The organism is Arthrobacter zhaoxinii (genome assembly GCF_024385505.1).
In the GTDB taxonomy this organism is placed as follows: Bacteria; Actinomycetota; Actinomycetes; order Actinomycetales; family Micrococcaceae; genus Arthrobacter_B; species Arthrobacter_B zhaoxinii.
In genome coordinates this window covers 271,331-291,723 of sequence record NZ_JANFLT010000005.1, presented here as the reverse complement: position 1 = coordinate 291,723, position 20,393 = coordinate 271,331, and the positions used below count along the sequence as shown (strand labels likewise).

Annotated in this window: 18 protein-coding genes; 16 read left to right on the top strand and 2 right to left on the bottom strand. The window is 66.5% G+C overall.

The window, feature by feature from the left end:
• The first annotated feature begins 7 nt into the window (after positions 1–7).
• The 16 genes from NNX37_RS08760 (at position 8) to NNX37_RS08685 (ending at position 18,738) form a co-directional block, all read left to right on the top strand.
• Positions 8–1,063: a tRNA (adenine-N1)-methyltransferase gene (locus NNX37_RS08760; RefSeq protein WP_255792035.1), complete on the top strand. Its 1,056-nt coding sequence runs from the start codon at positions 8–10 to the stop codon at positions 1,061–1,063.
• Positions 1,064–1,168: 105 nt separating this feature from the next.
• Positions 1,169–2,926 (top strand): proteasome ATPase, encoded by a 1,758-nt coding sequence (gene arc / locus NNX37_RS08755; protein WP_255792034.1) that lies wholly within the window; start codon positions 1,169–1,171, stop codon positions 2,924–2,926.
• A gap of 14 nt (positions 2,927–2,940) precedes the next feature.
• Entirely contained in the window at positions 2,941–4,536 is a 1,596-nt protein-coding gene (dop, locus tag NNX37_RS08750; protein ID WP_304659298.1) for a depupylase/deamidase Dop, read from the top strand.
• A gap of 40 nt (positions 4,537–4,576) precedes the next feature.
• Complete coding sequence (locus tag NNX37_RS08745; RefSeq protein ID WP_255792033.1) at positions 4,577–4,777, top strand: ubiquitin-like protein Pup; 201 nt, start codon at positions 4,577–4,579, stop codon at positions 4,775–4,777.
• 3 nt (positions 4,778–4,780) lie between these two features.
• Complete coding sequence (gene prcB, locus NNX37_RS08740) at positions 4,781–5,605, top strand: proteasome subunit beta (protein ID WP_255792032.1); 825 nt, start codon at positions 4,781–4,783, stop codon at positions 5,603–5,605.
• Positions 5,606–5,607: 2 nt separating this feature from the next.
• On the top strand, positions 5,608–6,348 hold the full coding sequence (gene prcA / locus NNX37_RS08735; RefSeq protein ID WP_255792031.1) for a proteasome subunit alpha: 741 nt from the start codon (positions 5,608–5,610) through the stop codon (positions 6,346–6,348).
• Positions 6,348–7,709, top strand: coding sequence for a Pup--protein ligase (gene pafA / locus NNX37_RS08730; RefSeq protein WP_255792030.1), 1,362 nt, complete (start codon positions 6,348–6,350; stop codon positions 7,707–7,709). Before prcA ends, pafA begins: the two co-directional genes overlap by 1 nt.
• Before the next feature lie 141 nt (positions 7,710–7,850).
• Positions 7,851–8,819 carry an FKBP-type peptidyl-prolyl cis-trans isomerase gene (locus NNX37_RS16520; RefSeq protein WP_255792029.1) on the top strand — a complete coding sequence of 323 codons (969 nt, stop codon included), beginning with the start codon at positions 7,851–7,853 and terminating at the stop codon, positions 8,817–8,819.
• Positions 8,820–8,855: 36 nt separating this feature from the next.
• A complete protein-coding gene (locus NNX37_RS08720) occupies positions 8,856–9,251 on the top strand; it encodes an FKBP-type peptidyl-prolyl cis-trans isomerase (RefSeq protein WP_255792027.1) in 396 nt (131 codons plus the stop codon).
• Between the two features lie 98 nt (positions 9,252–9,349).
• Entirely contained in the window at positions 9,350–11,323 is a 1,974-nt protein-coding gene (locus NNX37_RS08715; RefSeq protein WP_255792025.1) for a helix-turn-helix transcriptional regulator, read from the top strand.
• 43 nt (positions 11,324–11,366) lie between these two features.
• The gene (locus NNX37_RS08710) at positions 11,367–11,702 is read left to right on the top strand and encodes a hypothetical protein (RefSeq protein ID WP_255792023.1); all 336 of its coding nucleotides are present in this window, start codon (positions 11,367–11,369) and stop codon (positions 11,700–11,702) included.
• A 32-nt stretch (positions 11,703–11,734) separates the two neighbouring features.
• Positions 11,735–12,043, top strand: coding sequence for a Sec-independent protein translocase subunit TatA (tatA, locus tag NNX37_RS08705; RefSeq protein ID WP_255792021.1), 309 nt, complete (start codon positions 11,735–11,737; stop codon positions 12,041–12,043).
• Between the two features lie 5 nt (positions 12,044–12,048).
• On the top strand, positions 12,049–12,876 hold the full coding sequence (gene tatC / locus NNX37_RS08700; protein WP_255792020.1) for a twin-arginine translocase subunit TatC: 828 nt from the start codon (positions 12,049–12,051) through the stop codon (positions 12,874–12,876).
• A gap of 72 nt (positions 12,877–12,948) precedes the next feature.
• On the top strand, positions 12,949–15,825 hold the full coding sequence (locus NNX37_RS08695) for a DEAD/DEAH box helicase (RefSeq protein ID WP_255792018.1): 2,877 nt from the start codon (positions 12,949–12,951) through the stop codon (positions 15,823–15,825).
• A 45-nt stretch (positions 15,826–15,870) separates the two neighbouring features.
• Positions 15,871–17,517: an amidohydrolase gene (locus tag NNX37_RS08690; RefSeq protein WP_255792017.1), complete on the top strand. Its 1,647-nt coding sequence runs from the start codon at positions 15,871–15,873 to the stop codon at positions 17,515–17,517.
• Between the two features lie 492 nt (positions 17,518–18,009).
• Entirely contained in the window at positions 18,010–18,738 is a 729-nt protein-coding gene (locus NNX37_RS08685; protein WP_255792016.1) for a polyprenol monophosphomannose synthase, read from the top strand.
• 94 nt (positions 18,739–18,832) lie between these two features.
• Here the strand turns inward: NNX37_RS08685 and NNX37_RS08680 are convergent, their stop codons facing one another.
• Positions 18,833–19,180: an RNA polymerase-binding protein RbpA gene (locus tag NNX37_RS08680; RefSeq protein ID WP_227911401.1), complete on the bottom strand. Its 348-nt coding sequence runs from the start codon at positions 19,178–19,180 to the stop codon at positions 18,833–18,835.
• 232 nt (positions 19,181–19,412) lie between these two features.
• Positions 19,413–20,378 (bottom strand): SPFH domain-containing protein, encoded by a 966-nt coding sequence (locus NNX37_RS08675; RefSeq protein ID WP_255792014.1) that lies wholly within the window; start codon positions 20,376–20,378, stop codon positions 19,413–19,415.
• Between the last annotated feature and the right edge of the window lie 15 nt (positions 20,379–20,393).

The following is a 20,393-nucleotide window of genomic DNA, read 5'->3' as shown; positions in this document are numbered from 1 at the left end:
GAACACCATGAACTCCGAAAACCAGGAGCAGCCCACCGCTGCTGCACCCCACGGCGCCGAGATCCGCAGGGGTCCGCTGCGGCCCGGGGAACGGGTCCAGCTGACCGATGAAAAGGGCCGCCGCAACACGATTACCCTGACCGAAGGCGGCGCCTTCCATACCCACCGCGGGTACCTGCAGCATGACACCGTCATCGGGCTGCCCGAAGGATCCGTGGTCACCAACACCGCCGGCCACCAGTACCAGATCCTGCGCCCGCTGCTCTCCGATTTCGTCCTCTCGATGCCGCGCGGTGCCGCCGTCGTCTACCCCAAGGACGCGGCCCAGATTGTCACCATGGCGGACATCTACCCGGGCGCCCGCGTGGTGGAAGCCGGCGTCGGCTCCGGCGCGCTGAGCATCTCGCTGCTGCGTGCCGTCGGTGACCACGGCAGCCTGCACTCCTACGAACGCCGCGAGGAATTCGCGCAGATCGCCCGCGGCAACGTGGAAACCTTCTTCGGCGGACCGCACCCAGCCTGGGACATCACCCTCGGGGACTTCCAGGACGAAGTAGTGAAGACGCAGGAGCCGGGCAGCGTGGACCGCGTGGTCCTGGACATGCTCGCCCCGTGGGAGTGCACCGACGCCGTAGCCACCGTGCTCGCCCCGGGCGGGGTCTGGATCTCGTACGTGGCAACCGTCACCCAGCTCTCCCGCACCGCGGAAGCCATCCGCGCCGACGGCCGCTTCACCGAGCCGGACGGCTGGGAATCCATGGTCCGCGGCTGGCACCTTGAGGGCCTGGCCGTTCGCCCGGACCACCGCATGGTGGCCCACACCGGCTTCCTCCTGACCGCCCGCCGCCTGGCCGAAGGTGCCACCGGGCTCGTCGCCAAGCGCCGGGCCTCGAAAACCAACTTCAGCGAAGAGGACCTCAACGCCTGGACTCCCGCGGCCGTGGGAGAGCGGGAAGTCTCCGCCCACAAGCTGCGCCGCGCGGCTAAGGATGCGAGTTCCACCGTGCAGCGCGGAGCCCTCGAAAACGCCGAGAAATTCCAGCAGGAGACCGATACCCCATAGCGGGGGTAACCGGCGAAACACAAGACGCCGGACCCGGTGTATCTTCCGCGGGGCTGGGTTACTGTCATTGGACAGAACCAGACCTACGTGAAGGCGGTCGGTATCATGGCTGAACCCGAAAACGCAGGGACCGGGACCGGGGGATCCCGGCCCGCGTCCGCAGCGGCCGTAACAGGCACCGAGGCACGCCAACTGAACGTCCTGAGGGACAAACTCAGGAATCTGGACCGGCAGCTTGCTGCCCTTACCCACAACAACGCCCGGCTCGTGGCCATGCTGGAGACCGCGAAAGCCGAGATCATCCGGTTGAAGGACGCCCTGGAAAACGAGGGCGCCACGCCGTTCAGCTTCGGCACGGTGATCGCCGTGAATCAGCGCCGCGACGCAGTTCCCGGCGTCACCACCATCGCGGCTGCCCAGGAAAGCCTGGACATCATCCAGTCCGGCCGCAAGCTCCGCGTGGCAGTGTCGCCCCTCCTGGACCTGGGACAGATTGTCCCGGGCCAGGAGGTGCTGCTGAACGAATCCCTCACCGTCATTGCCGCCCTCGGCTTCGAACGCGCCGGAGAACTGTTCACGGTGAAGGAACTCCTGGACCCGGACCGGGTGCTGGTGATCGGACGGGCCGACGACGAACGCGTGGTCCGGCTCAACGGCCCCCTGGGCCGGGAAAAGGTCCGGGTGGGGGACGCCCTCACCGTGGACACCCGCATCGGCTACGCGCTGGAAAAGATCCCGCGCAGCGAAGTGGAGAACCTGGTCCTGGAAGAAGTGCCGGACATCTCCTACGCGGACATCGGCGGCCTCGGTCCGCAGATCGAACAGATCCGCGACGCCGTCGAACTGCCGTTTATGCACCCCGACCTCTACCGTGAGCACGGACTGAAGCCGCCCAAGGGCATCCTGCTCTACGGCCCTCCAGGCTGCGGCAAGACGCTGATCGCCAAGGCCGTGGCACACGCCCTGGCGGCACGGGTGATGGAGCAGACCGGCACGCTCGGCGCCCGCAGCTACTTCCTGAACATCAAGGGTCCCGAGCTGCTGGACAAGTACGTGGGGGAGACCGAGCGCCACATCCGGCTGATCTTCGGCCGCGCCCGGGAGAAGGCCTCCGACGGCAGCCCCGTGGTGGTGTTCTTCGACGAAATGGACTCGCTGTTCCGCACCCGCGGCACCGGGGTGTCCTCCGACGTCGAAACCACCATTGTTCCGCAGCTGCTCAGCGAGATCGACGGCGTCGAGAAGCTGGAGAACGTGATCGTCATCGGCGCTTCCAACCGCGAGGACATGATCGATCCGGCCATCCTGCGTCCGGGCCGCCTGGATGTGAAGATCAAGATCCAGCGGCCCGATGCCGAGGGCGCGGCGGAGATCTTCGCGAAGTACCTGACACCGGACCTGCCGCTGCACAGGGACGACCTGGCCGAGCACGGCTACGATCCGGTGGAAACGGTCAACGACATGGTCCGGCGCACGGTGGAGAAGATGTACGCCGAGGACAAGGCCAACGAATACCTGGAGGTCACCTACGCCAACGGCGACACAGAGATGCTCTATTTCAAGGACTTCAACTCCGGTGCCGTCATCCAGAACGTGGTGGACCGGGCCAAGAAGTACGCCATCAAGGACCTGCTGCAGCTGCACCAGCGCGGCCTGCGCATTGAACACCTGATGCGCGCCGTCGTGGACGAATTCCGTGAGCACGAGGACATGCCCAACACCACCAATCCGGACGACTGGGCACGGATCTCCGGGAAGAAGGGCGAGCGGATCACGTACATCCGCACCATCGTCCAGGGCAAGGCCGGCCAGGAACCGGGCCGGACCATCGAAACCGCCGCCAATCCGGGGCAGTATCTGTGACCGTGCGCCGCGTCATGGGGACGGAAACCGAGTACGGCGTCCTGGCTCCGTCCCTGCCGTCCGCCAACGCCACCGTGCTCTCCAGCCAGATCGTCAACGCCTATGCCGCTACTCTGCGGACCGGTGCAGGCAACCTGTCCGGTACCCGCTGGGACTATACGGACGAGGCACCGCTGAATGACGCCCGGGGGTTTGCCGTTCCCCGGGCTGCAGCGGATCCCACCCAGCTCACGGACGAACCGCCGGTGCTGGACGCGGAACAGATCGCCATGGAGGGCGGCGGCCCGGCAGCACTTTACGGAGAGCAGACGCAGGACAATCCGGTACTGATGAACATGGTCCTGGGCAACGGTGCACGCCTGTACGTGGACCACGCCCATCCCGAGTATTCCTCGCCCGAAGTGACCCGCCCGCGCGACGCGGTGCTGTGGGACAAGGCGGGGGATGCAGTGGTGCTGGCCGCCATGCGGCACATTGCCAGGATGCCCGGATTCGCACCCGTGCACCTTTACAAGAACAACACCGACAACAAGGGTGTTTCGTACGGGTCCCATGAGAACTACCTCGTTCCCCGCAGCGTCCCGTTCGGAGCCCTTGCCAGCGGACTCGTGCCGTTCTTCGTGTCGCGGCAGGTCATTGCCGGCTCCGGCCGGGTGGGCATCGGCACCAACAACCAGCGGCAGGGCTTCCAGCTGAGCCAGCGGGCGGATTTCTTCGAAACCGAAGTGGGACTGGAAACCACGATCCGCCGCCCCATCATCAATACCCGGGACGAGCCGCATGCGGTGGCGGAAAAGTACCGGCGCCTGCACGTGATCATCGGGGACGCCAACCTCAGCGAGGTGTCCGCCCTGCTGAAAATCGGCACCACGTCGCTGGTGTTGTCCATGATCGAAGCCGGCACCGCCCCCGCCGTCGAGCTCCGCGACCCGGTGGGCGCGCTGCAGGCCATCAGCCACGACCCGTCGCTGGAGCAGCTGGTGGAGCTGGCCGACGGGCGGATGGTCACGGGCCTGGACCTGCAGGAGATCTACTTCGAAGCGGCTGCGGCCCATTCCCGGGCCGGCGGCGAAACGGATCCGGACACCGAAGACATCCTTGCCCGCTGGTCCGGGCTGCTGGGCACCCTGAAGCGGGATCCGCTGGAGGCAGCCGCTTCCGTGGACTGGGTGGCCAAGCTGAAACTGCTGCAGGCCTACCGCGAGCGCGACGGGCTGGCCTGGTCCGACGCAAGGCTGCACCTGGTGGATCTGCAGTACTCCGACATGCGGCCCGAGAAGGGCCTGTACTACCGCCTGGCGGCCCGGGGGCAGATGGAACGGGTGCTCACCGATGAGGAGATTGCCCGTGCCGTCGCCTCCCCGCCGGATGACACCCGTGCCTACTTCCGGGGGAACTGCCTCACCCGGTTCCCGAAGGAAGTGATCGGGGCGAGCTGGGATTCGATCATCTTCGAATTACCCTCCCGCCGGCGGCTCCAGCGGATCCCCACCCGGGAACCGCTCCGCGGAACCCGGGCACTGACCGAGGAACTTTTCAACGCTTCGGCCGATGCGGAGGATTTTGTCACCAGACTCCTGACCGGTTCCGACACCGCCGTGGCACCATAGGACTAGGATTCAACCCCCGGGCAAGAAAGGGCTAGGCATCATGGCAACCCAGGACCGCAGAAACACCGGAACGCATCCCGTCGAAGAAGAGGAAACCGAGGCCGTCCCGCCCCCCGCAGCCGAAGCGGAGGCCTCTACCGAGACAGAGGGCGTGGACGACCTGCTGGACGAGATCGACGGCGTGCTGGAGAGCAACGCCGAGGAGTTCGTCCGCGGCTTCATCCAGAAGGGCGGTCAGTAACGGATGGCCCCCCGGGACCCTGCCGACTCCATTCATCAAGCCCCGTCTTCTTCCTTTACCGACCATCTCACCCGCCACCGCCCGGAACTGCTGCCCTCCTCCCGGTCCCTGGGGCCGGCGTCGAACGGTTCCGCGGCGGAGCTGGCACCGCAGGCCACCACCATTGTTTCCCTCACCTACGCGGGGGGAGTGCTGATGGCAGGGGACCGGCGGGCCACGATGGGCAACATGATTGCCAGCCGGCACATCAAGAAAGTCTTCCCGGCGGACAACTTCTCCGTGCTGGGCATCGCCGGAACGGCGGGGCTCGCCCTGGACATGATCCGGCTGTTCCAGGTGGAACTGGAGCACTACGAAAAAATCGAAGGCACACCCATGAGCCTGGACGGCAAATCCAACCGGCTCGCAGCGATGGTGCGCTCGAATCTTCCACTGGCCCTGCAGGGGCTGGCCGTGGTGCCGCTGTTCGCCGGGTTCGACACCCAGCGGCGGACCGGACGGCTCTTTTCCTACGACGTCACCGGGGGCCGGTATGAGGAGTACGAGCACCACAGCGTCGGCTCCGGCTCGGTGTTCGCACGCGGTGCCCTGAAGAAGCTCTGGCAGCCGAACCTTGACGAGGAGGATGCGGTCCGGGTGGCAGTGGAGTCCCTCTACGACGCGGCCGACGACGACTCGGCCACCGGCGGCCCGGACATGGTGCGCCGGCTCTGGCCGGTGGTCTATGTGGTCAACAGTGCAGGCAACCGGGAGATCCCCGAGCGGGAACTGCAGCAGCTGTCCCGTGACCTGATCTCAAGGCGCACCGCCGCCGGACTGGAGGCGTAGCCGTGACCCAGCAGTTCTATGTCTCGCCCGAACAGCTGATGAAGGACCGGGCGGACTTCGCCCGGAAAGGCATCGCCAGGGGACGCTCGGTAGTGGTCCTGACCTGCCGCGACGGCATCGCCCTCGTGGCGGAGAACCCCTCACCCTCCCTCCACAAGCTCAGCGAAATCTACGACCGGATCGGTTTCGCCGCCGTCGGGAAGTACAACGAATTCGAGTCCTTGCGCCAGGCCGGCATCCGGTTCGCCGACGTACGCGGGTACTCCTATTCCCGCGACGACGTCTCGGCGCGGGGCCTGGCCAGTGTCTACGCGCAGAGCCTGGGGTCGGTGTTCACCACCGAGGGAAAACCGTTCGAAGTCGAGCTTGCCGTAGCGGAGGTGGGGGAGGACCCGTATTCGGACCGCCTCTACCGCCTGAACTTCGACGGCTCCATCGCGGACGAAAGCAATTACACGGTAATGGGCGGCCAGGCTGAAATCGTCAACGAAGCGCTCAGCCGGAGCTGGAACCAGGACGCGGATTTCGCTTCCGCCGTCCGCACGGCCGTCAAGGCACTCTCAGCCACGCGGTCGCCCGAAGGTTCCGGCAACGGACAGGCGGCGGAACCACTGGGTGCCGGGCTGCTGGAAGTAGCCGTCCTGGACCGGGATCCGCTGTCCACCCGCGGTACCGTGAGGGCATTCCGCAGGATAAACACCGTTGAGCTGGACCGTCTGTTGTCCAGCGCGGAAGGAGACTGATGGACCGCAGGATCTACGGGGTGGAAACCGAATTCGGCATCGCCTACTCCGGACCCGATTCACGTCCCCTTTCCCCCGAGGAAGTAGCCCGCTACCTGTTCCGCAAGGTTGTCAGCTGGGGCCGCTCCTCCAACGTTTTCCTGACCAACGGCTCACGCCTGTACCTCGATGTGGGATCGCACCCCGAGTACGCCACCGCCGAGTGTGACGATCTGGCGCAGCTGGTGGCACACGACCGCGCGGGGGAGCTCATCCTCGAGGACCTGGTGGAGGAAGCGGAAGACCGGCTGAAAGCCGAAGGGTTCAACGGCAGCGTCTATCTCTTTAAGAACAACACCGATTCCGCCGGCAACTCCTACGGCAGCCACGAAAACTACCTCATCCCGCGCAGGCTCGAATTCTCCCGGCTGGCGGACATCCTGATTCCCTTCCTGGTGACCCGCCAGCTCCTGGTCGGGGCAGGCAAGGTCCTCAAGACCCAGTCCGGGTCCCTGTACGCGTTCTCCCAGCGGGCGGACCACATCTGGGAGGGTGTGTCCTCCGCAACCACCCGGTCCCGGCCCATCATCAACACCCGGGACGAGCCGCACGCCGACGCCGAGCATTACCGCCGCCTGCATGTGATTGCCGGCGATTCGAACATGTCCGAGACCACCATGCTCCTCAAGGCCGGCTCCGTGGACCTGATGCTCCGGATGATCGAGGCCGGCGTGCTGATGCGGGACCTCCGCCTGGAGAACCCGATCCGGAGCATCAGGGAAACCTCCCACGACCTCTCGGGCCGGCAGCCGCTGAAACTGGCCAACGGGTCCACCATGACACCGCTGGACCTGCAGCGGATCTACCTGCAGCGGGCCATGGACTTCGTGGCTGCAAACGGCGAGCACAACCGGCATGTCGGCCGGGTCCTGAACCTGTGGCAGCGGACCCTGGACGCCATTGAATCCGGTGACCATTCGGGCATCGATACAGAGATCGACTGGGCGATCAAGAAGAAACTGGTGGACCGAGTCAGCGAGCGGCACGGACTCGAAATGTCCTCCCCGCGGCTGGCCCAGGTGGACCTGACCTATCACGACATTTCGCGGCGCCGCGGATTGTTCTATCTGCTGCAGGCCCGGGGGGAAACGGCCCGCGTGGTCGAGGACAGCGACATCAAGGAAGCCGTGGACCAGCCGCCGCAGACCACCCGGGCCAAACTGCGCGGGGATTTTGTCCGCCGGGCCAAGGCCGCCAACCGGGACTTCACGGTGGACTGGGTCCACCTCAAGCTCAACGACCGTGCCCAGCAGACGGTGTTGTGCAAGGACCCGTTCGCCTCCGTGGACGAGCGGGTAGAGGCGCTGCTGTCCACTCTCTGACCCGTCCGCCGCGCGTACCTAGGCTTCATCCAGCCGGACCGGCTAGTCTGGGCAGTTGCGGCTGTGCGGCGTTGAGCTGCCCGGTATACCGGCATCCGCCCGGGGCCGCTGTGCTCACCGTCCACCACTGAAAGAAGTACTGTGCGTAAAGTACTAGCCATTCTCCTGCCTTTCCTGCTGTTCCTGACCGCATGTTCCGGCGGCGATTCCGACAAGGCGGCCGGCCAGGAAGGTGTTTTTGATTCCGTGAAGGTCACGGTCAAGGACCAGGAAACACCCCCTGAGGTTGAATTCGATGCACCCCTGGACATCACCGAAGGCGCAGCCAAGGTAGTCCACACCGGTGACGGGGAACCGGTTGCCGAAGGCCAGAGCGTCAGCTTCAAGTTCGTCGCGCTGAACGCCGAAGATGCCAGTGTCCTGGGCGATACCTACGCCCGGGACGCGGTTACGCTGGCGGTAAATGATTCGCTCAAGGAACAGGACCCGGCCCTGTATGAGGTTCTGCTGGGCACCAAGGTCGGCTCCCAGGTCGCTTATGCCTTCCCTGATGCCCAGGCTGAAGCCGGCAGCGGCGACGAGCCTACCCAGGTGATGATCCTGAACCTCCTCAGCGCCGTGGACACCGTCCCGACGCTTACTCCGGATGAAGCAGCCGCCCGGAATGAGGACGGCACCCTGCTGATGAGCAGCGAAGACGTTCAGGCATTGGAGGCCGACGGCAAGCTTCCTGAGGTCAAGTTCGCTGAAGACGGCGCCCCGTCCATCACCGTTCCCGAAGGCGCGGAGGAACCGGACCGCCTGATCGTAAAGGTCCTTGAAGAAGGCGACGGTCCGGTGCTCGAATCCACCGGCACCGTTGTAGCCGACTACCTCGGTGTCGGCCTGCGGGACGGCGAGACGTTCGACTCCAGCTACGAGCGCGGCGAACCTGCCGAATTCCCCCTCGCCAACGTCGTCTCCGGCTGGACCTACGGGCTGGCCGGCCAGAAGGCCGGTTCCAAGGTCCTGCTGGTCCTGCCGTCCGAGCTGGCTTACGGTGACCCGTCCTCCGGCGGCAGCCCCTCCGGTCCGCTGGTCTTCGTCGTGGACATCAAGGAAGTCAAGTAGCCTTAACACCTGACCCACCAGACATAAGGAGCACCAATGTCATTCGGAAAGCGTGAATACGACCGCCAGAAGCCGGAAATTGATTTCCCGGCCCACGACGCACCCACCGACCTCATCATTGAGGACCTTGTGGTCGGCGACGGCCAGGAAGTCAAGGCCGGAGACACGGTTTCCACCCACTACGTGGGCGTAGCCTTCTCCACCGGCGAGGAGTTCGACGCGTCCTGGAACCGGGGCACGCCCCTGGACTTCCGCGTAGGCGTTGGCCAGGTCATCCAGGGCTGGGACCAGGGCCTGCTGGGCATGAAGGTCGGCGGCCGCCGCCGGCTGGAAATCCCCTCCTCCATGGCCTACGGCGACCGCGGTGCCGGTTCCGCCGTGGCCCCGGGCGAGTCCCTGATCTTCGTTGTGGATCTGCTCGGCGTCCGCTGATCCGGACTCCTGTGAAAGGGGCGGGGCCGCTGTCATCAATGACGGCGGTCCCGCCCCTTTCGCATGCGGCGGCCCGGAAGGGAGGTAGATTAGCTCCCGTGTCCGCCAAGAGAACCGAACGCCTGCTGAACCTGGTCATTGCGCTGCTTTCCACGCGCAGGGGCTTTACCAAGCACGAGTTGTTCGAAGAGATTGAACTGTACTCAGAAGCCGCCACCGCCGATGCGCGGGAGAAACTCTTCGACCGGGACAAGGCGTTCCTGCGTGAGCAGGGCATACCGGTGGAGTCCTACAGCGAAGAGGCAATGTTCGAGGACAACACGACCCAGCGCTACCGCATCCGGCAGGACGCGTACCGGCTTCCGGGTGTCCGCTTCACCCCCGAGGAATCCGCCGTCCTGACCCTGGCCGCCCGCATGTGGGACCAGGCTTCGCTCGGCTCCGCCGCAGCCCGCGCGCTGCGCAAACTCTCCGCCCGGGGCGTGCTGCCCGAAGACGCCGCCGCCATCCCCCTGCAGCCCAGCATCCGGACCAACGATCCGCATTTCGACGAGGTCTGGCGCGCAGCCACCACCCGCACCCCCGTGACGTTCGGCTACCGGCCGCCGGGCTCCGCCGCGCAGTCCGAACGCCGGGTGCAGCCGTGGGGGATGGGCAGCCGTTTCGGCCACTGGTACCTGGTGGGTTACGACCTGGACCGCGCAGCGGAACGGATCTTCCGGCTTTCCCGCATGGAGGGTCCGGTCCGGCTGCGGCCGGGCACGTACACCGTACCGGCGGACTTTGACATCGACACCTCGCTGGCGTCCCTGGATGATGTCTATGCTCCGCGGCCGGCAGTGGTGGATGTACGCCCCGGGGCCGGGGCTGCGCTGCGGCTGCAGGCGGAATCCGTGGACGCAGCAGATGCAGGCCGGGACCGACTGCATCTGCTGGTCCGTGACCTGGACGCGCTGGCCGCTGACACCGCTGCGCTGGGCGCGGCCGCCGTCGCCGTCGCGCCCGCTGAGTACGTGGACGCCGTCCGCACGGCCCTCACGCGCGCACTGGAAGCCCAGAGCCTGCCGCTGCCCGGCTTCGACCTGGCCGCGGCCCCCGCTCCGGCGCGCCGCGCGGCGGCCGCGGGTGCACAGGACCACCTCACGCGCCTGCTGGACCTGGTGCCCTACGTGCTGGGGAACCAGGGCGCAGATATGAACGAGACCGCTGCTGCCTTCGGTGTCAGCAAGGAACAGCTGGCCAAGGATCTGGACCTGCTGTTCGTGAGTGGGCCGCGGCACTACCCCAACGGACTGATGGACGTCAGTTTCGACGACGACCGGATCTACATTGAGAACGCTGAGAACCTCTCCGAACCGGTGCGTTTCGGCATGGACGAGGCAGCGGCCCTGATCGTGGGGTTGGACACACTGTCGGCGCTGCCGGGCATCGGTTCCTCCGCCGCCGTCGCCAGCACCCTGGAGAAACTGACCGAGGCCGCGGGGGAGGCCGGCAGCGTCGGCACCGCCGTTGCGGCACGCCTGGACGATGCTGCCGGCGGCACCGTGCTGGCTGAACTCCAGCAGGCAATTGCCGGCACGCGCCAGCTCGAACTGCGCTACCTGGTGCCGCGCCGCGACGAAGTCACCCTCCGCACCATCGACCCCCGGCGCCTCTTCTCCGTGGACAACACCTGGTACCTCGAGGCGTGGTGCCACCGGGCGGAGGCTCCGCGGAATTTCCGGGTTGACCGCATCCATGGCGTGCGGGAGACAGGGCCGGCGTTGACCCACGCCCCGGAGCCCGGGGCTGCGTTCCCTGCCAGTCTGTTCACTCCCGGCCCGCTGGATCTTCGGGTCACCCTGGTCCTGGAACCGGCCGCCCTCTGGGTCGCCGAGGCCTACGACGCCGAACGCACGGCCGCGTTGCCGGACGGACGGACGGCGGTGGAGCTGCGGACGGCCGACACCGGCTGGATTCCGGCCTTCACGGCCCGGCTGGGCGGAACGGCCGCCGTCGCGGGGCCTGCCGAGCTGCGGCAGGCCACCCTCGCCTGGCTGCAGGAGGCTGCGGCAAACTACCCGCCCGCCTAGCTGCCGGTCGGACCGGCCAGACAGTCTCCACTATGCTGGAGGTATGCCTTGGTGGTCCTGGATACTGATTTGGCTTGCCCTCGCGGCAGGCGCCGCGGGTTTCTATGCCCTGATCGGCTACCGGCTGTTTAAGCGGTTCCTCGGTATCCTCCGGGAATTCGAAGCTGCTTCGGCGAAGCTGTCCTTCAACGCTCCGGACACCGTGAAGTCAACCGTCGTCGACGAGGTGCCCGCAGGCATCTTCACGGAGCCGGCCCAGGCACGGAAGGCCTACGATGCCGGTAAGACGGCCCGCAGCGAGGCCAGACGGCGCCGCCGTGTCGAGCGGCGTATGGCCAAAGGCCAGCCGCGGGCATGGCGCGATTTCCCGGAACTCTGACATAGTATATTTTCCAACGAAAGGACACCGCCATGAGGCTTGAAGGCTGGCAAATCATCGTCATTGTTGTACTGGCTATTCTGCTCTTCGGCGCTCCGAAGCTTCCGGGGCTGGCAAGGAGCCTGGGGCAGTCCCTTCGCATCTTCAAGTCCGAGGTACGCCAGATGAAGGACGAGAGCCCTTCGAAGCCCGCGGACACCGATCCGGTTCAGGGGCGGGTCGTGAACCCCGAACAGCATCCTGCGGCGTCCGACCAGACGTTCTTCCCCGGGCAGACTCCGCCGTCCGGCACCCCGGGAGGTTCCCCGGATTCTGCGGGTAACCCGCCAACCAGCCGCTAGCAGCCGTGGCGCTGCGTAAAGGGCGCAAATCCAACCCCGAAGGGCGGATGGCCCTTAAAGAGCACCTGCGGGAGTTCCGCAACAGGCTCTTCAAGTCCGGGATCGCCGTTGTCCTCGGTACCGTAGGCGGGTTCTTCCTGTATCTGCCCGTTTTTGAAGCCCTGACCCAGCCGCTCCTGGACGCAGGCAACAGCGACGGCCGCTTCACCACCATCAACTTCGAGGGAGTCGCAACTCCTTTCGATCAGATGATCCAGGTCTCGGTCTTCATCGGGCTGCTGGTCTCCAGCCCGGTCTGGCTGTACCAGGCGTGGGCGTTCGTCACCCCCGGACTGAAGCGCAAGGAGCGCCGGGCCGCCCTGGGATTCCTGTCCGCCGCCGTGCCGCTGTTCATCGGCGGCGTTTACCTGGCCTGGCTGATCCTTCCCAACGCGGTGCGGGTCCTCACGGAGTTCACCCCCGAAGGCGGCTCCAACGTCATCACGGCCTCGGTCTACCTGGCCTTTGTGCTCCGGCTGCTGCTGGCCTTCGGCATTGCGTTCCTCATTCCAGTCTTCCTGGTGGGGCTGAACCTGGCCGGCCTGCTGACCGGCCGGACCATCATCAAATACTGGCGCATCACGGTGTTCCTCATCTGCCTCTTTGCAGCCATGGCAGCCCCCGGCGCCGACGCCCTGAGCATGTTCTACCTGGCCGCACCCCTGCTGGCGCTGTTCTCCCTAGCGGTGGGCATCTGCCTGATCAATGACCGGCGCCGCCTCCGGAAGCAGGCGGCCCGCGAGGCCGCCGTCGAGGCCGAGGTCGACACGGCAACCCCCGTCGACAAGCTGTAAGGCCGCGGGTACGGCGTTCGCCCACCGATGATTGTGGCATCCGGCTTCGGGCGCAGCGCATAGGCTGGGTTTATGACTTCTCCTTCGGAGCGGTACCTTGCCGCGAAACAACGTTCCGAACATGCCAGGACCCGTTTGGGGGTCTTCGAGCAGTCGCTGGGCTTCGAGCTGGACCCGTTCCAGTCCGAGGCCTGCGGGGCCCTCGAGGCAGGCCGCGGCGTCCTCGTCGCCGCCCCCACGGGAGCCGGCAAGACGGTGGTGGGGGAGTTTGCCGTGTACCTCGCCCTGCAGCAGGGGCTGAAGGCGTTCTACACCACGCCCATCAAGGCACTGAGCAACCAGAAGTACAGTGAACTGGCGGCAACCTACGGCAGCGACCGGGTGGGCCTGCTGACCGGCGACACCAGCATCAACCCCGATGCAGACGTCGTGGTCATGACCACCGAAGTGCTGCGGAACATGCTGTACTCCAACTCGGACACGCTCATGGACCTCGGCTACGTGGTCATGGACGAGGTGCATTACCTGGCGGACCGGTTCCGCGGGGCCGTGTGGGAGGAAGTGATCATCCACCTGCCTTCCGACGTGCTGGTGGTGTCGCTCAGCGCCACCGTGTCCAACGCAGAGGAATTCGGTGCCTGGCTGGACACGGTCCGCGGCGACACCGACGTGGTGGTTTCCGAGCACCGGCCGGTACCCCTGTGGCAGCACGTCATGGTGGGACGGGACATCTTCGACCTGTTCGAATCCGATGTGTCCTTCGACGAGGCCGCAGACGAACAGCCGGGCATCAAGGAGCGTTACCGGGTCAACCCGGAGCTGATGGAGCTGGCCCGCGCGGAGTCCCGCGTCAACCAGCGCAGCCACTGGGGCGGGCCGCGGGGTTCCTCCCGCGGCGGACGGCGGGATTCCCCGCGCGGCGGCCGCTCCGGCGGGGGACACGGCGGGGGACACGGCGGGGGACACGGCGGCCCGCCGATTTCGCGCATCCAGCGCGCCTCCCGCCCGCAGGTCATCGCCCAGCTGGACCGCAACGGCCTGCTGCCTGCGATCACGTTCATCTTTTCCCGAAACGGCTGCGAGGGCGCCGTCCGGCAGTGTGTCGAGTCCGGGCTGTGGCTGACGGATGAAGATGAACGCCGGGAGATTGCCCGCGTTGTGGACGAAGCCACCCAGGACATCCCCGAGGAAGACCTCGAAGTGCTCGGTTTCTGGACCTGGCGGGAGGGTCTGGTGCGGGGTTTCGCCGCCCACCACGCCGGCATGCTGCCCACCTTCAAGGAAGTGGTGGAACGTCTCTTCGCCGCCGGCCTGGTCCGTGCGGTGTTCGCCACCGAAACCCTGGCCCTGGGCATCAACATGCCGGCCCGCTCGGTGGTACTGGAGAAGCTGGACAAGTTCAACGGTGAAGCCCATGTGGACATCACCGCCGGCGAATACACCCAGCTGACCGGCCGCGCCGGACGCCGCGGGATCGACGTCGAGGGCCACGCCGTCGTCCTGTGGCAGCCCGGCACCGACCCGGCAGCCGTGGCAGGCCTTGCCTCGCGCCGGACGTACCCGCTGAACTCCAGTTTCCGGCCCACCTACAACATGAGCATCAACCTGATTGCCCAGTTCGGCCGGGAACGGGCCCGCGGGATCCTCGAGTCCTCCTTCGCCCAGTTCCAGGCGGACCGGTCCGTCGTGGGCCTGGCCAAGCAGGTACGCTCCCGCGAAGAGTCGCTGGCCGGCTACGAGAAGGCCATGACCTGCCATCTGGGCGACTTCAACGAGTACGCAGCCCTGCGCCGGCAGCTTTCGGACCTGGAAAACACCGCCTCCAAGACCAAGGCCCGGAATCGGCGCAGTTCCGCTGCCGCCTCGCTGGAGAACCTGCGCCCCGGCGACATCGTCTTCCTTCCCGGCGGCCGGAACTCCGGCCACGCCGTCGTGCTGGACGTGGACGCGTCCGCCCGCGAAGTCCGGCCTGCCATCCTGACCGAGGACAAGCAGATCCGGCGCATCAGTGCAGCGGACCTCGACGACGCCCTGGAACCGGTATCGCACATCCGCATCCCGAAATCCTTCAACTCCCGCTCACCCAAGGACCGGCGCGACCTGTCCTCCTCGCTCCGCAATGCCCTGCATGACCACCGGCCGCCGCGGCCGGCAGCCACCCGCGCCAATGCCATGCACACCGCCGGCACGGAGCGGCAGGAGAAGGCCATAGCGGAACTGCGCCGGAAAATGCGCGCCCACCCCTGCCACGGGTGCAGCGACCGTGAAGACCACGCCCGCTGGGCCGAGCGCTGGTGGAAGCTGCGCCGGGAAACCGACAACCTCGTGGGCCAGATCCGGGGCCGCACCAACACCATCGCCAAGACCTTTGACCGGGTCTGTGACGTGCTGACCCGGTACGGCTACGTCACCCCGGACGAGACCGGCACCGACGGCGTGACCCCCGCCGGGCAGAAACTGCGCCGGATCTACGGCGAAAAGGACCTACTGGTCGCCCTGTCGCTGGAACACGGCGCCTTCGATGACCTTGATGCCGCCGAACTCGCCTGCCTGGCCTCCACCCTGGTCTACCAGGCCAAGCGGGAAGAGCGCGGACTGCGGCCGAAAATGCCCAGTGTTTCGCTGGAATCGGCAGTGGACACCGTCATCCGCCAGTGGTCCGAACTCACGGACCTGGAAGAAGCGTCCCGGCTGCCCCAGACAGGCGAGCCGGAGCTGGGACTGGTGTGGCCCATGTACAAGTGGGTCAAGGGCAAGCACCTGCAGGTGGCCCTGAACGGCACCGAACTGGCCGCGGGGGACTTTGTCCGCTGGGCCAAGCAGGTGATCGACCTGCTGGACCAGCTGGCCAAGGTTCCGGATCTACCGGCGGGCATGCGCCGCCGCTTCCTGGACGCCATCTCCCTGGTGCGGCGCGGCGTCGTCGCCTACTCCAACGTCGGCGACTGAACCCCGCCTCCCATCCCCAACGTGCTACAGAAAACAGGTGAGTCCTTGAACGGCAGTGAAATCCCGAGCGCCCGCACCCTGACGCTCTACCGCAACGGTTCGGTCTACAGCGCCGGCGATCCCTTTGCCACCGCCATGCTGGTCGACGGCGACACCGTGGCCTGGGTCGGTTCCGAGCAGGCCGCTACCTCCATCCAGGACAGCAAGATGGACGTGGTGGATCTGCAGGGCGCACTGGTTGCCCCCGGCTTCGTGGACTCCCACGTCCACACCACCGAACTGGGCATGTCCCTGACCACCCTGGACCTGAGCGGCTGCACCTCGCTTGCAGACCTGCTGGACAAAGTCTCGGACTATGCGGCCGGAACCACCGGACTGATCCTGGGGTCCAACTGGGACGAGTCGCGCTGGCCGGAACGGCGCGCGCCCACCGCTGCGGAGCTTGATGCTGCGTCCGGCAACCGGGCCGTCTACCTCTCCCGCTCCGATGTGCACTGCGCGGCCGTGTCCGGCACGCTGGCGGCCGAACTGCGGCTGCAGGAATACGACGGCTGGGACAACGGGTTCGTTGTCCGTGCCGCCCACGACGCCGCCCGCACCGTCGCGCGCGACGCCGATCCGGACCAGCGCGCAGTGTTCCAGCTGGCCGCCCTGAAGCACGCCGCTTCCCGCGGTGTGGTGGCAGTGGCCGAAATGGCCGCACCCCACATCGCGCCGCCGGAGGACCTGCGCCGGTTGCTGGGCCTCGACGGGCCGCTCGGCGACGAGCCGCTGCCGCAGGTCCTGCCGTACTGGGGCCAGCTGGTGGAGAACGAGGCAGAAGTAACCGGCCTGGTGGACTTCTTCGAAGGCAGGCTGCTGGGTCTGGCCGGGGACCTGAATATTGACGGTTCCTTCGGCGCCCGGACCGCCGCGCTCCGCGAGGGGTACACCGACCGCCCCGAAACCACCGGCACGATGTACCTGACGGCGGAACAGGTGGGTCGCCATCTCGAACTGATGACCCGCGCCGGGCTGCAGGGCGGCTTCCACGTCATCGGCGACGGGGGCATGGACACCGCACTGGCCGGACTGCGCATCGCCGCCGACGCCGTCGGGGAGGCGGCTGTCCGGGCGGCCCACCACCGGCTGGAGCATGCAGAACTGACCGATGACGCCGCCATCGCAGAACTGCTGCGCTTTGGCGTCAGTGTCAGCCTGCAGCCCGGGTTCGATGCTGCATGGGGCCACCCCGGCGGACTTTACGAGCAGCGCCTCGGCGACAGGCGCGAAAACATGAACCGCATGGCCTCGCTGCTCTCCGCCGGCGTGCCCGTCGCCCTGGGTTCCGACACTCCCGTCCTGCCGCTGGACCCCTGGTCCGGTGTGCGCGCCGCAGTGTCCCACTCCAACCCGAAGGAGCGGGTCTCGGCGCGGGCGGCGTTTATCGGCCACACCCGGGCCGGCTGGCGTGCGGCAGGGGAGAGCAATTTCATGCGGGGCCAGCTGGCCGCCGGTGCGCCTGCGTCCTTCGCACTCTGGGAGGTGCAGGAACTGATGGTCCAGACGCCGGATGCCAACGTCTCGGCATGGAGCACTGATCCACGCGCCGGAACCCCGCTGCTGCCCGCCCTGGACAACGGCGACCAGCCGCGCTGCCTGCAGACCGTCCACAACGGCCGGGAGCTCTACCGCGCACCGGATCTGATGTGAACGGTAAAACTACCCGTCCGCTCCCAGCCCCCGGAACTGCGTCTGACCTGCAGGAACACACAAACGTCCTAGTCAGCGGCCTTATTGACAGGGGCCGACCAGCACGTAGGCTATGAGCATCGCAGTCGGAGCCGGCTGATTCAGGCGTACCGGGCGCTTACTGGATCTCTTCCAGAGGGTGCTTTGGGGGCCGTTTAACCGGCTCCGTGCTGCCATGGCCCGCACTACGTGCACCGGAGCAGATGCTCCGCCGTGCCGGTGACCGGGTCCGGCATTACACAACCGGGTGGGTCCAACCGTCAGTAGAAAACAGGTCCGGCAGTTGCGCCGGAACTGGCCCGAAGACGGCTGGACCCGCCCGGTTGTGCTGTCCGGAGCCCCGGGGCCCGACCTGACGCGCCGCATACTCCCATATACTGGATAGTCTGCCGGGGGAGTTCTCCCGTCCCGGCCCCGAACACCGCGGCGTGCGTCCGCTGAAAGGCTTACCGAGTGCGTGTCCTGACCATCATCCCCACATACAACGAGATCGAGTCGCTCCCCATCACACTGAAGCGGCTGCGGAACGCAGTTCCCGATTCGGATGTACTGATTGCGGACGATAACAGCCCGGACGGCACCGGTGCCTACGCCGACAAAATCGCCGCTGAAGACCCGCAGGTGCACGTACTGCACCGCAAGGGCAAGGAAGGGCTCGGAGCAGCGTACATTGCCGGCTTCCGATGGGGCCTGGAACGCGGCTACGACATCCTGGTGGAAATGGACGCCGACGGCTCGCACCGCCCGGAGGAACTGCCCCGGCTGCTGGAGGCTTCCAAGGCCGGCGCAGACCTCGTCATCGGTTCCCGCTGGGTCACGGGGGGATCGGTGGTCAACTGGCCGCTTCACCGCAAACTGCTCTCCCGTGCGGGAAGCACATATTCGCGGTTCATGCTGGGCATCCCGGTCCGCGATATCACGGCCGGCTACCGTGCCTTCCGCCGCGGCACCCTCGAGCAGCTGGACCTGGGCGCCGTCGAATCCGTTGGCTACGGCTTCCAGGTGGACATGACGTTCCGCGTGGCACGCATGGGGCTGTCCATCACCGAGGTGCCGATTACCTTCGTTGAGCGCGAGCTGGGGGACTCGAAGATGAGCGGCAACATCGTGGTCGAGGCGATGGCCAATGTGACCCGCTGGGGACTGACCGCCCGTTGGCAGAAGCTCACCGGACGCGGCTGAGCCGACACGAAAAAGCGGGGCGGCTGCCAGTTGGCAGCCGCCCCGCTTTTTTGTGTCTGCTGTGCGGCCGAAATAAAAGGCCGGTGCGCCAGAGCTAGGCGCTGGTGCGCTCTCCGCGGCGTTCACGCAGGATGTTCAGGCGGTCCTGGAGGATCGTCTCAAGTTCCTCGATGCTGCGGCGTTCCAGCAGCATGTCCCAGTGCGTACGCACGGGCTTGTCATTGCTGGTGTCCGGCTTTTCGCCGTTCACCAGAAGGGCTTCCTTGCCGGTCTTGGAGATCCAGACCGGCGGGATGTCCGCTTCGGCAGCGAAAGTTACGAAAACACGCTCGCCGTCCTCACAGCGGTATTCCACCCGCTGGCGGGGAGCCGGCTCCACACCGGATTCAGTCTCCATGCTCTGCGCGCCGAGGCGCATACCCCGCAGGCTACGATCGCTCATCTTTTCTCCCTCTTCAATCCGCTGGATCCGCTGGCGGATCCCTTTGTTATGCCGGTGCCAAACCCGCCTGCCGCCCTGGGGGCGGACCGGCCGGCCGCCTGGCCGCCACAGTTCTTACAACGCCGACGGCGCTGCAGCTGTTCCCGACGGCGGTCCCGTTCGGTGCCGCAGCTATTGTCCGGCAAACAGACAATTATACCGGTACGCGCACGGAACCGCCTACCAGGCGGCTTTAGAGCCCGCCGGTGCTGCCCGGTGCTGCAGAGGAACCGGCGCTCTGTGCCGGAGCGGTGCCGTTGGAGGACTGTTTGGCCGAGTCCGGGACAAAGTCACCCAGTGCGCTGCCGACACCCTTGAGCGCCTCGCCGAGTTCGCTGGGAATGATCCACAGCTTGTTGGAGGTGCCTTCCGCCAGCTTCGGCAGGGTCTGCAGGTACTGGTAGGCGAGCAGCTTCTGGTCCGGATTGCCCTTGTGGATGGCTTCGAAGACCTTGGCAATGGCCTGGGATTCACCGTCTGCGCGCAGGATGGCGGCTTTCGCGTCACCCTCGGCAGCCAGGATGGCGGCCTGCCGGCGGCCTTCGGCGGTGAGGATCTGCGACTGCTTGGTGCCTTCGGCCGTCAGGATGGTTGCGCGCCGTTCCCGCTCGGCCCGCATCTGCTTCTCCATGGAATCCTGGATCGACAGGGGCGGTTCAATGGCCTTGAGCTCCACCCGGGAGACCCGGATGCCCCAGCGGCCGGTGGCGTCATCCAGGACGCCGCGCAGCTGGCCGTTGATCTGGTCACGGGAGGTCAGCGCCTCTTCCAGGTTCAGGCCGCCCACCACGTTGCGGAGCGTGGTGGTGGTCAGCTGTTCCACGGCCTGGATGTAGTTCGCGATTTCATACGTCGCAGCCCGGGCGTCGGTGACCTGGAAGTAGACCACGGTGTCAATGGACACCACCAGGGAGTCCTCGGTGATGACCTGCTGCGGAGGGAAGGAGACGACCTGTTCGCGCAGGTCCAGCAGCGGCAGCATGCGGTCCACGAAGGGAATCAGGATGGTCAGGCCGGGGTTCAGTGTCCGCTGGTACTTGCCGAGCCGTTCCACCACACCCGCCCGGGCCTGCGGGACGATCTTGACCGCCTTGACCAGGATGACCAAAACAAAGATCACCAGGACGGCAAGAATGACAAGGACTGCTGTTGCGCTCATGTTCCCCCTCTGAGT

What these genes read in the sequence shown, in the direction of transcription:
- NNX37_RS08760 (WP_255792035.1), top strand. Translation starts at nt 8, where the DNA reads ATGAACTCCGAAAACCAGGAGCAGCCCACCGCTGCTGCACCCCACGGC.
- arc (WP_255792034.1), top strand. Translation starts at nt 1,169, where the DNA reads ATGGCTGAACCCGAAAACGCAGGGACCGGGACCGGGGGATCCCGGCCC.
- dop (WP_304659298.1), top strand. Translation starts at nt 2,941, where the DNA reads ATGGGGACGGAAACCGAGTACGGCGTCCTGGCTCCGTCCCTGCCGTCC.
- NNX37_RS08745 (WP_255792033.1), top strand. Translation starts at nt 4,577, where the DNA reads ATGGCAACCCAGGACCGCAGAAACACCGGAACGCATCCCGTCGAAGAA.
- prcB (WP_255792032.1), top strand. Translation starts at nt 4,781, where the DNA reads ATGGCCCCCCGGGACCCTGCCGACTCCATTCATCAAGCCCCGTCTTCT.
- pafA (WP_255792030.1), top strand. Translation starts at nt 6,348, where the DNA reads ATGGACCGCAGGATCTACGGGGTGGAAACCGAATTCGGCATCGCCTAC.
- NNX37_RS08720 (WP_255792027.1), top strand. Translation starts at nt 8,856, where the DNA reads ATGTCATTCGGAAAGCGTGAATACGACCGCCAGAAGCCGGAAATTGAT.
- NNX37_RS08710 (WP_255792023.1), top strand. Translation starts at nt 11,367, where the DNA reads ATGCCTTGGTGGTCCTGGATACTGATTTGGCTTGCCCTCGCGGCAGGC.
- tatA (WP_255792021.1), top strand. Translation starts at nt 11,735, where the DNA reads ATGAGGCTTGAAGGCTGGCAAATCATCGTCATTGTTGTACTGGCTATT.
- NNX37_RS08695 (WP_255792018.1), top strand. Translation starts at nt 12,949, where the DNA reads ATGACTTCTCCTTCGGAGCGGTACCTTGCCGCGAAACAACGTTCCGAA.
- NNX37_RS08680 (WP_227911401.1), bottom strand. Translation starts at nt 19,180, where the DNA reads ATGAGCGATCGTAGCCTGCGGGGTATGCGCCTCGGCGCGCAGAGCATG.
- NNX37_RS08675 (WP_255792014.1), bottom strand. Translation starts at nt 20,378, where the DNA reads ATGAGCGCAACAGCAGTCCTTGTCATTCTTGCCGTCCTGGTGATCTTT.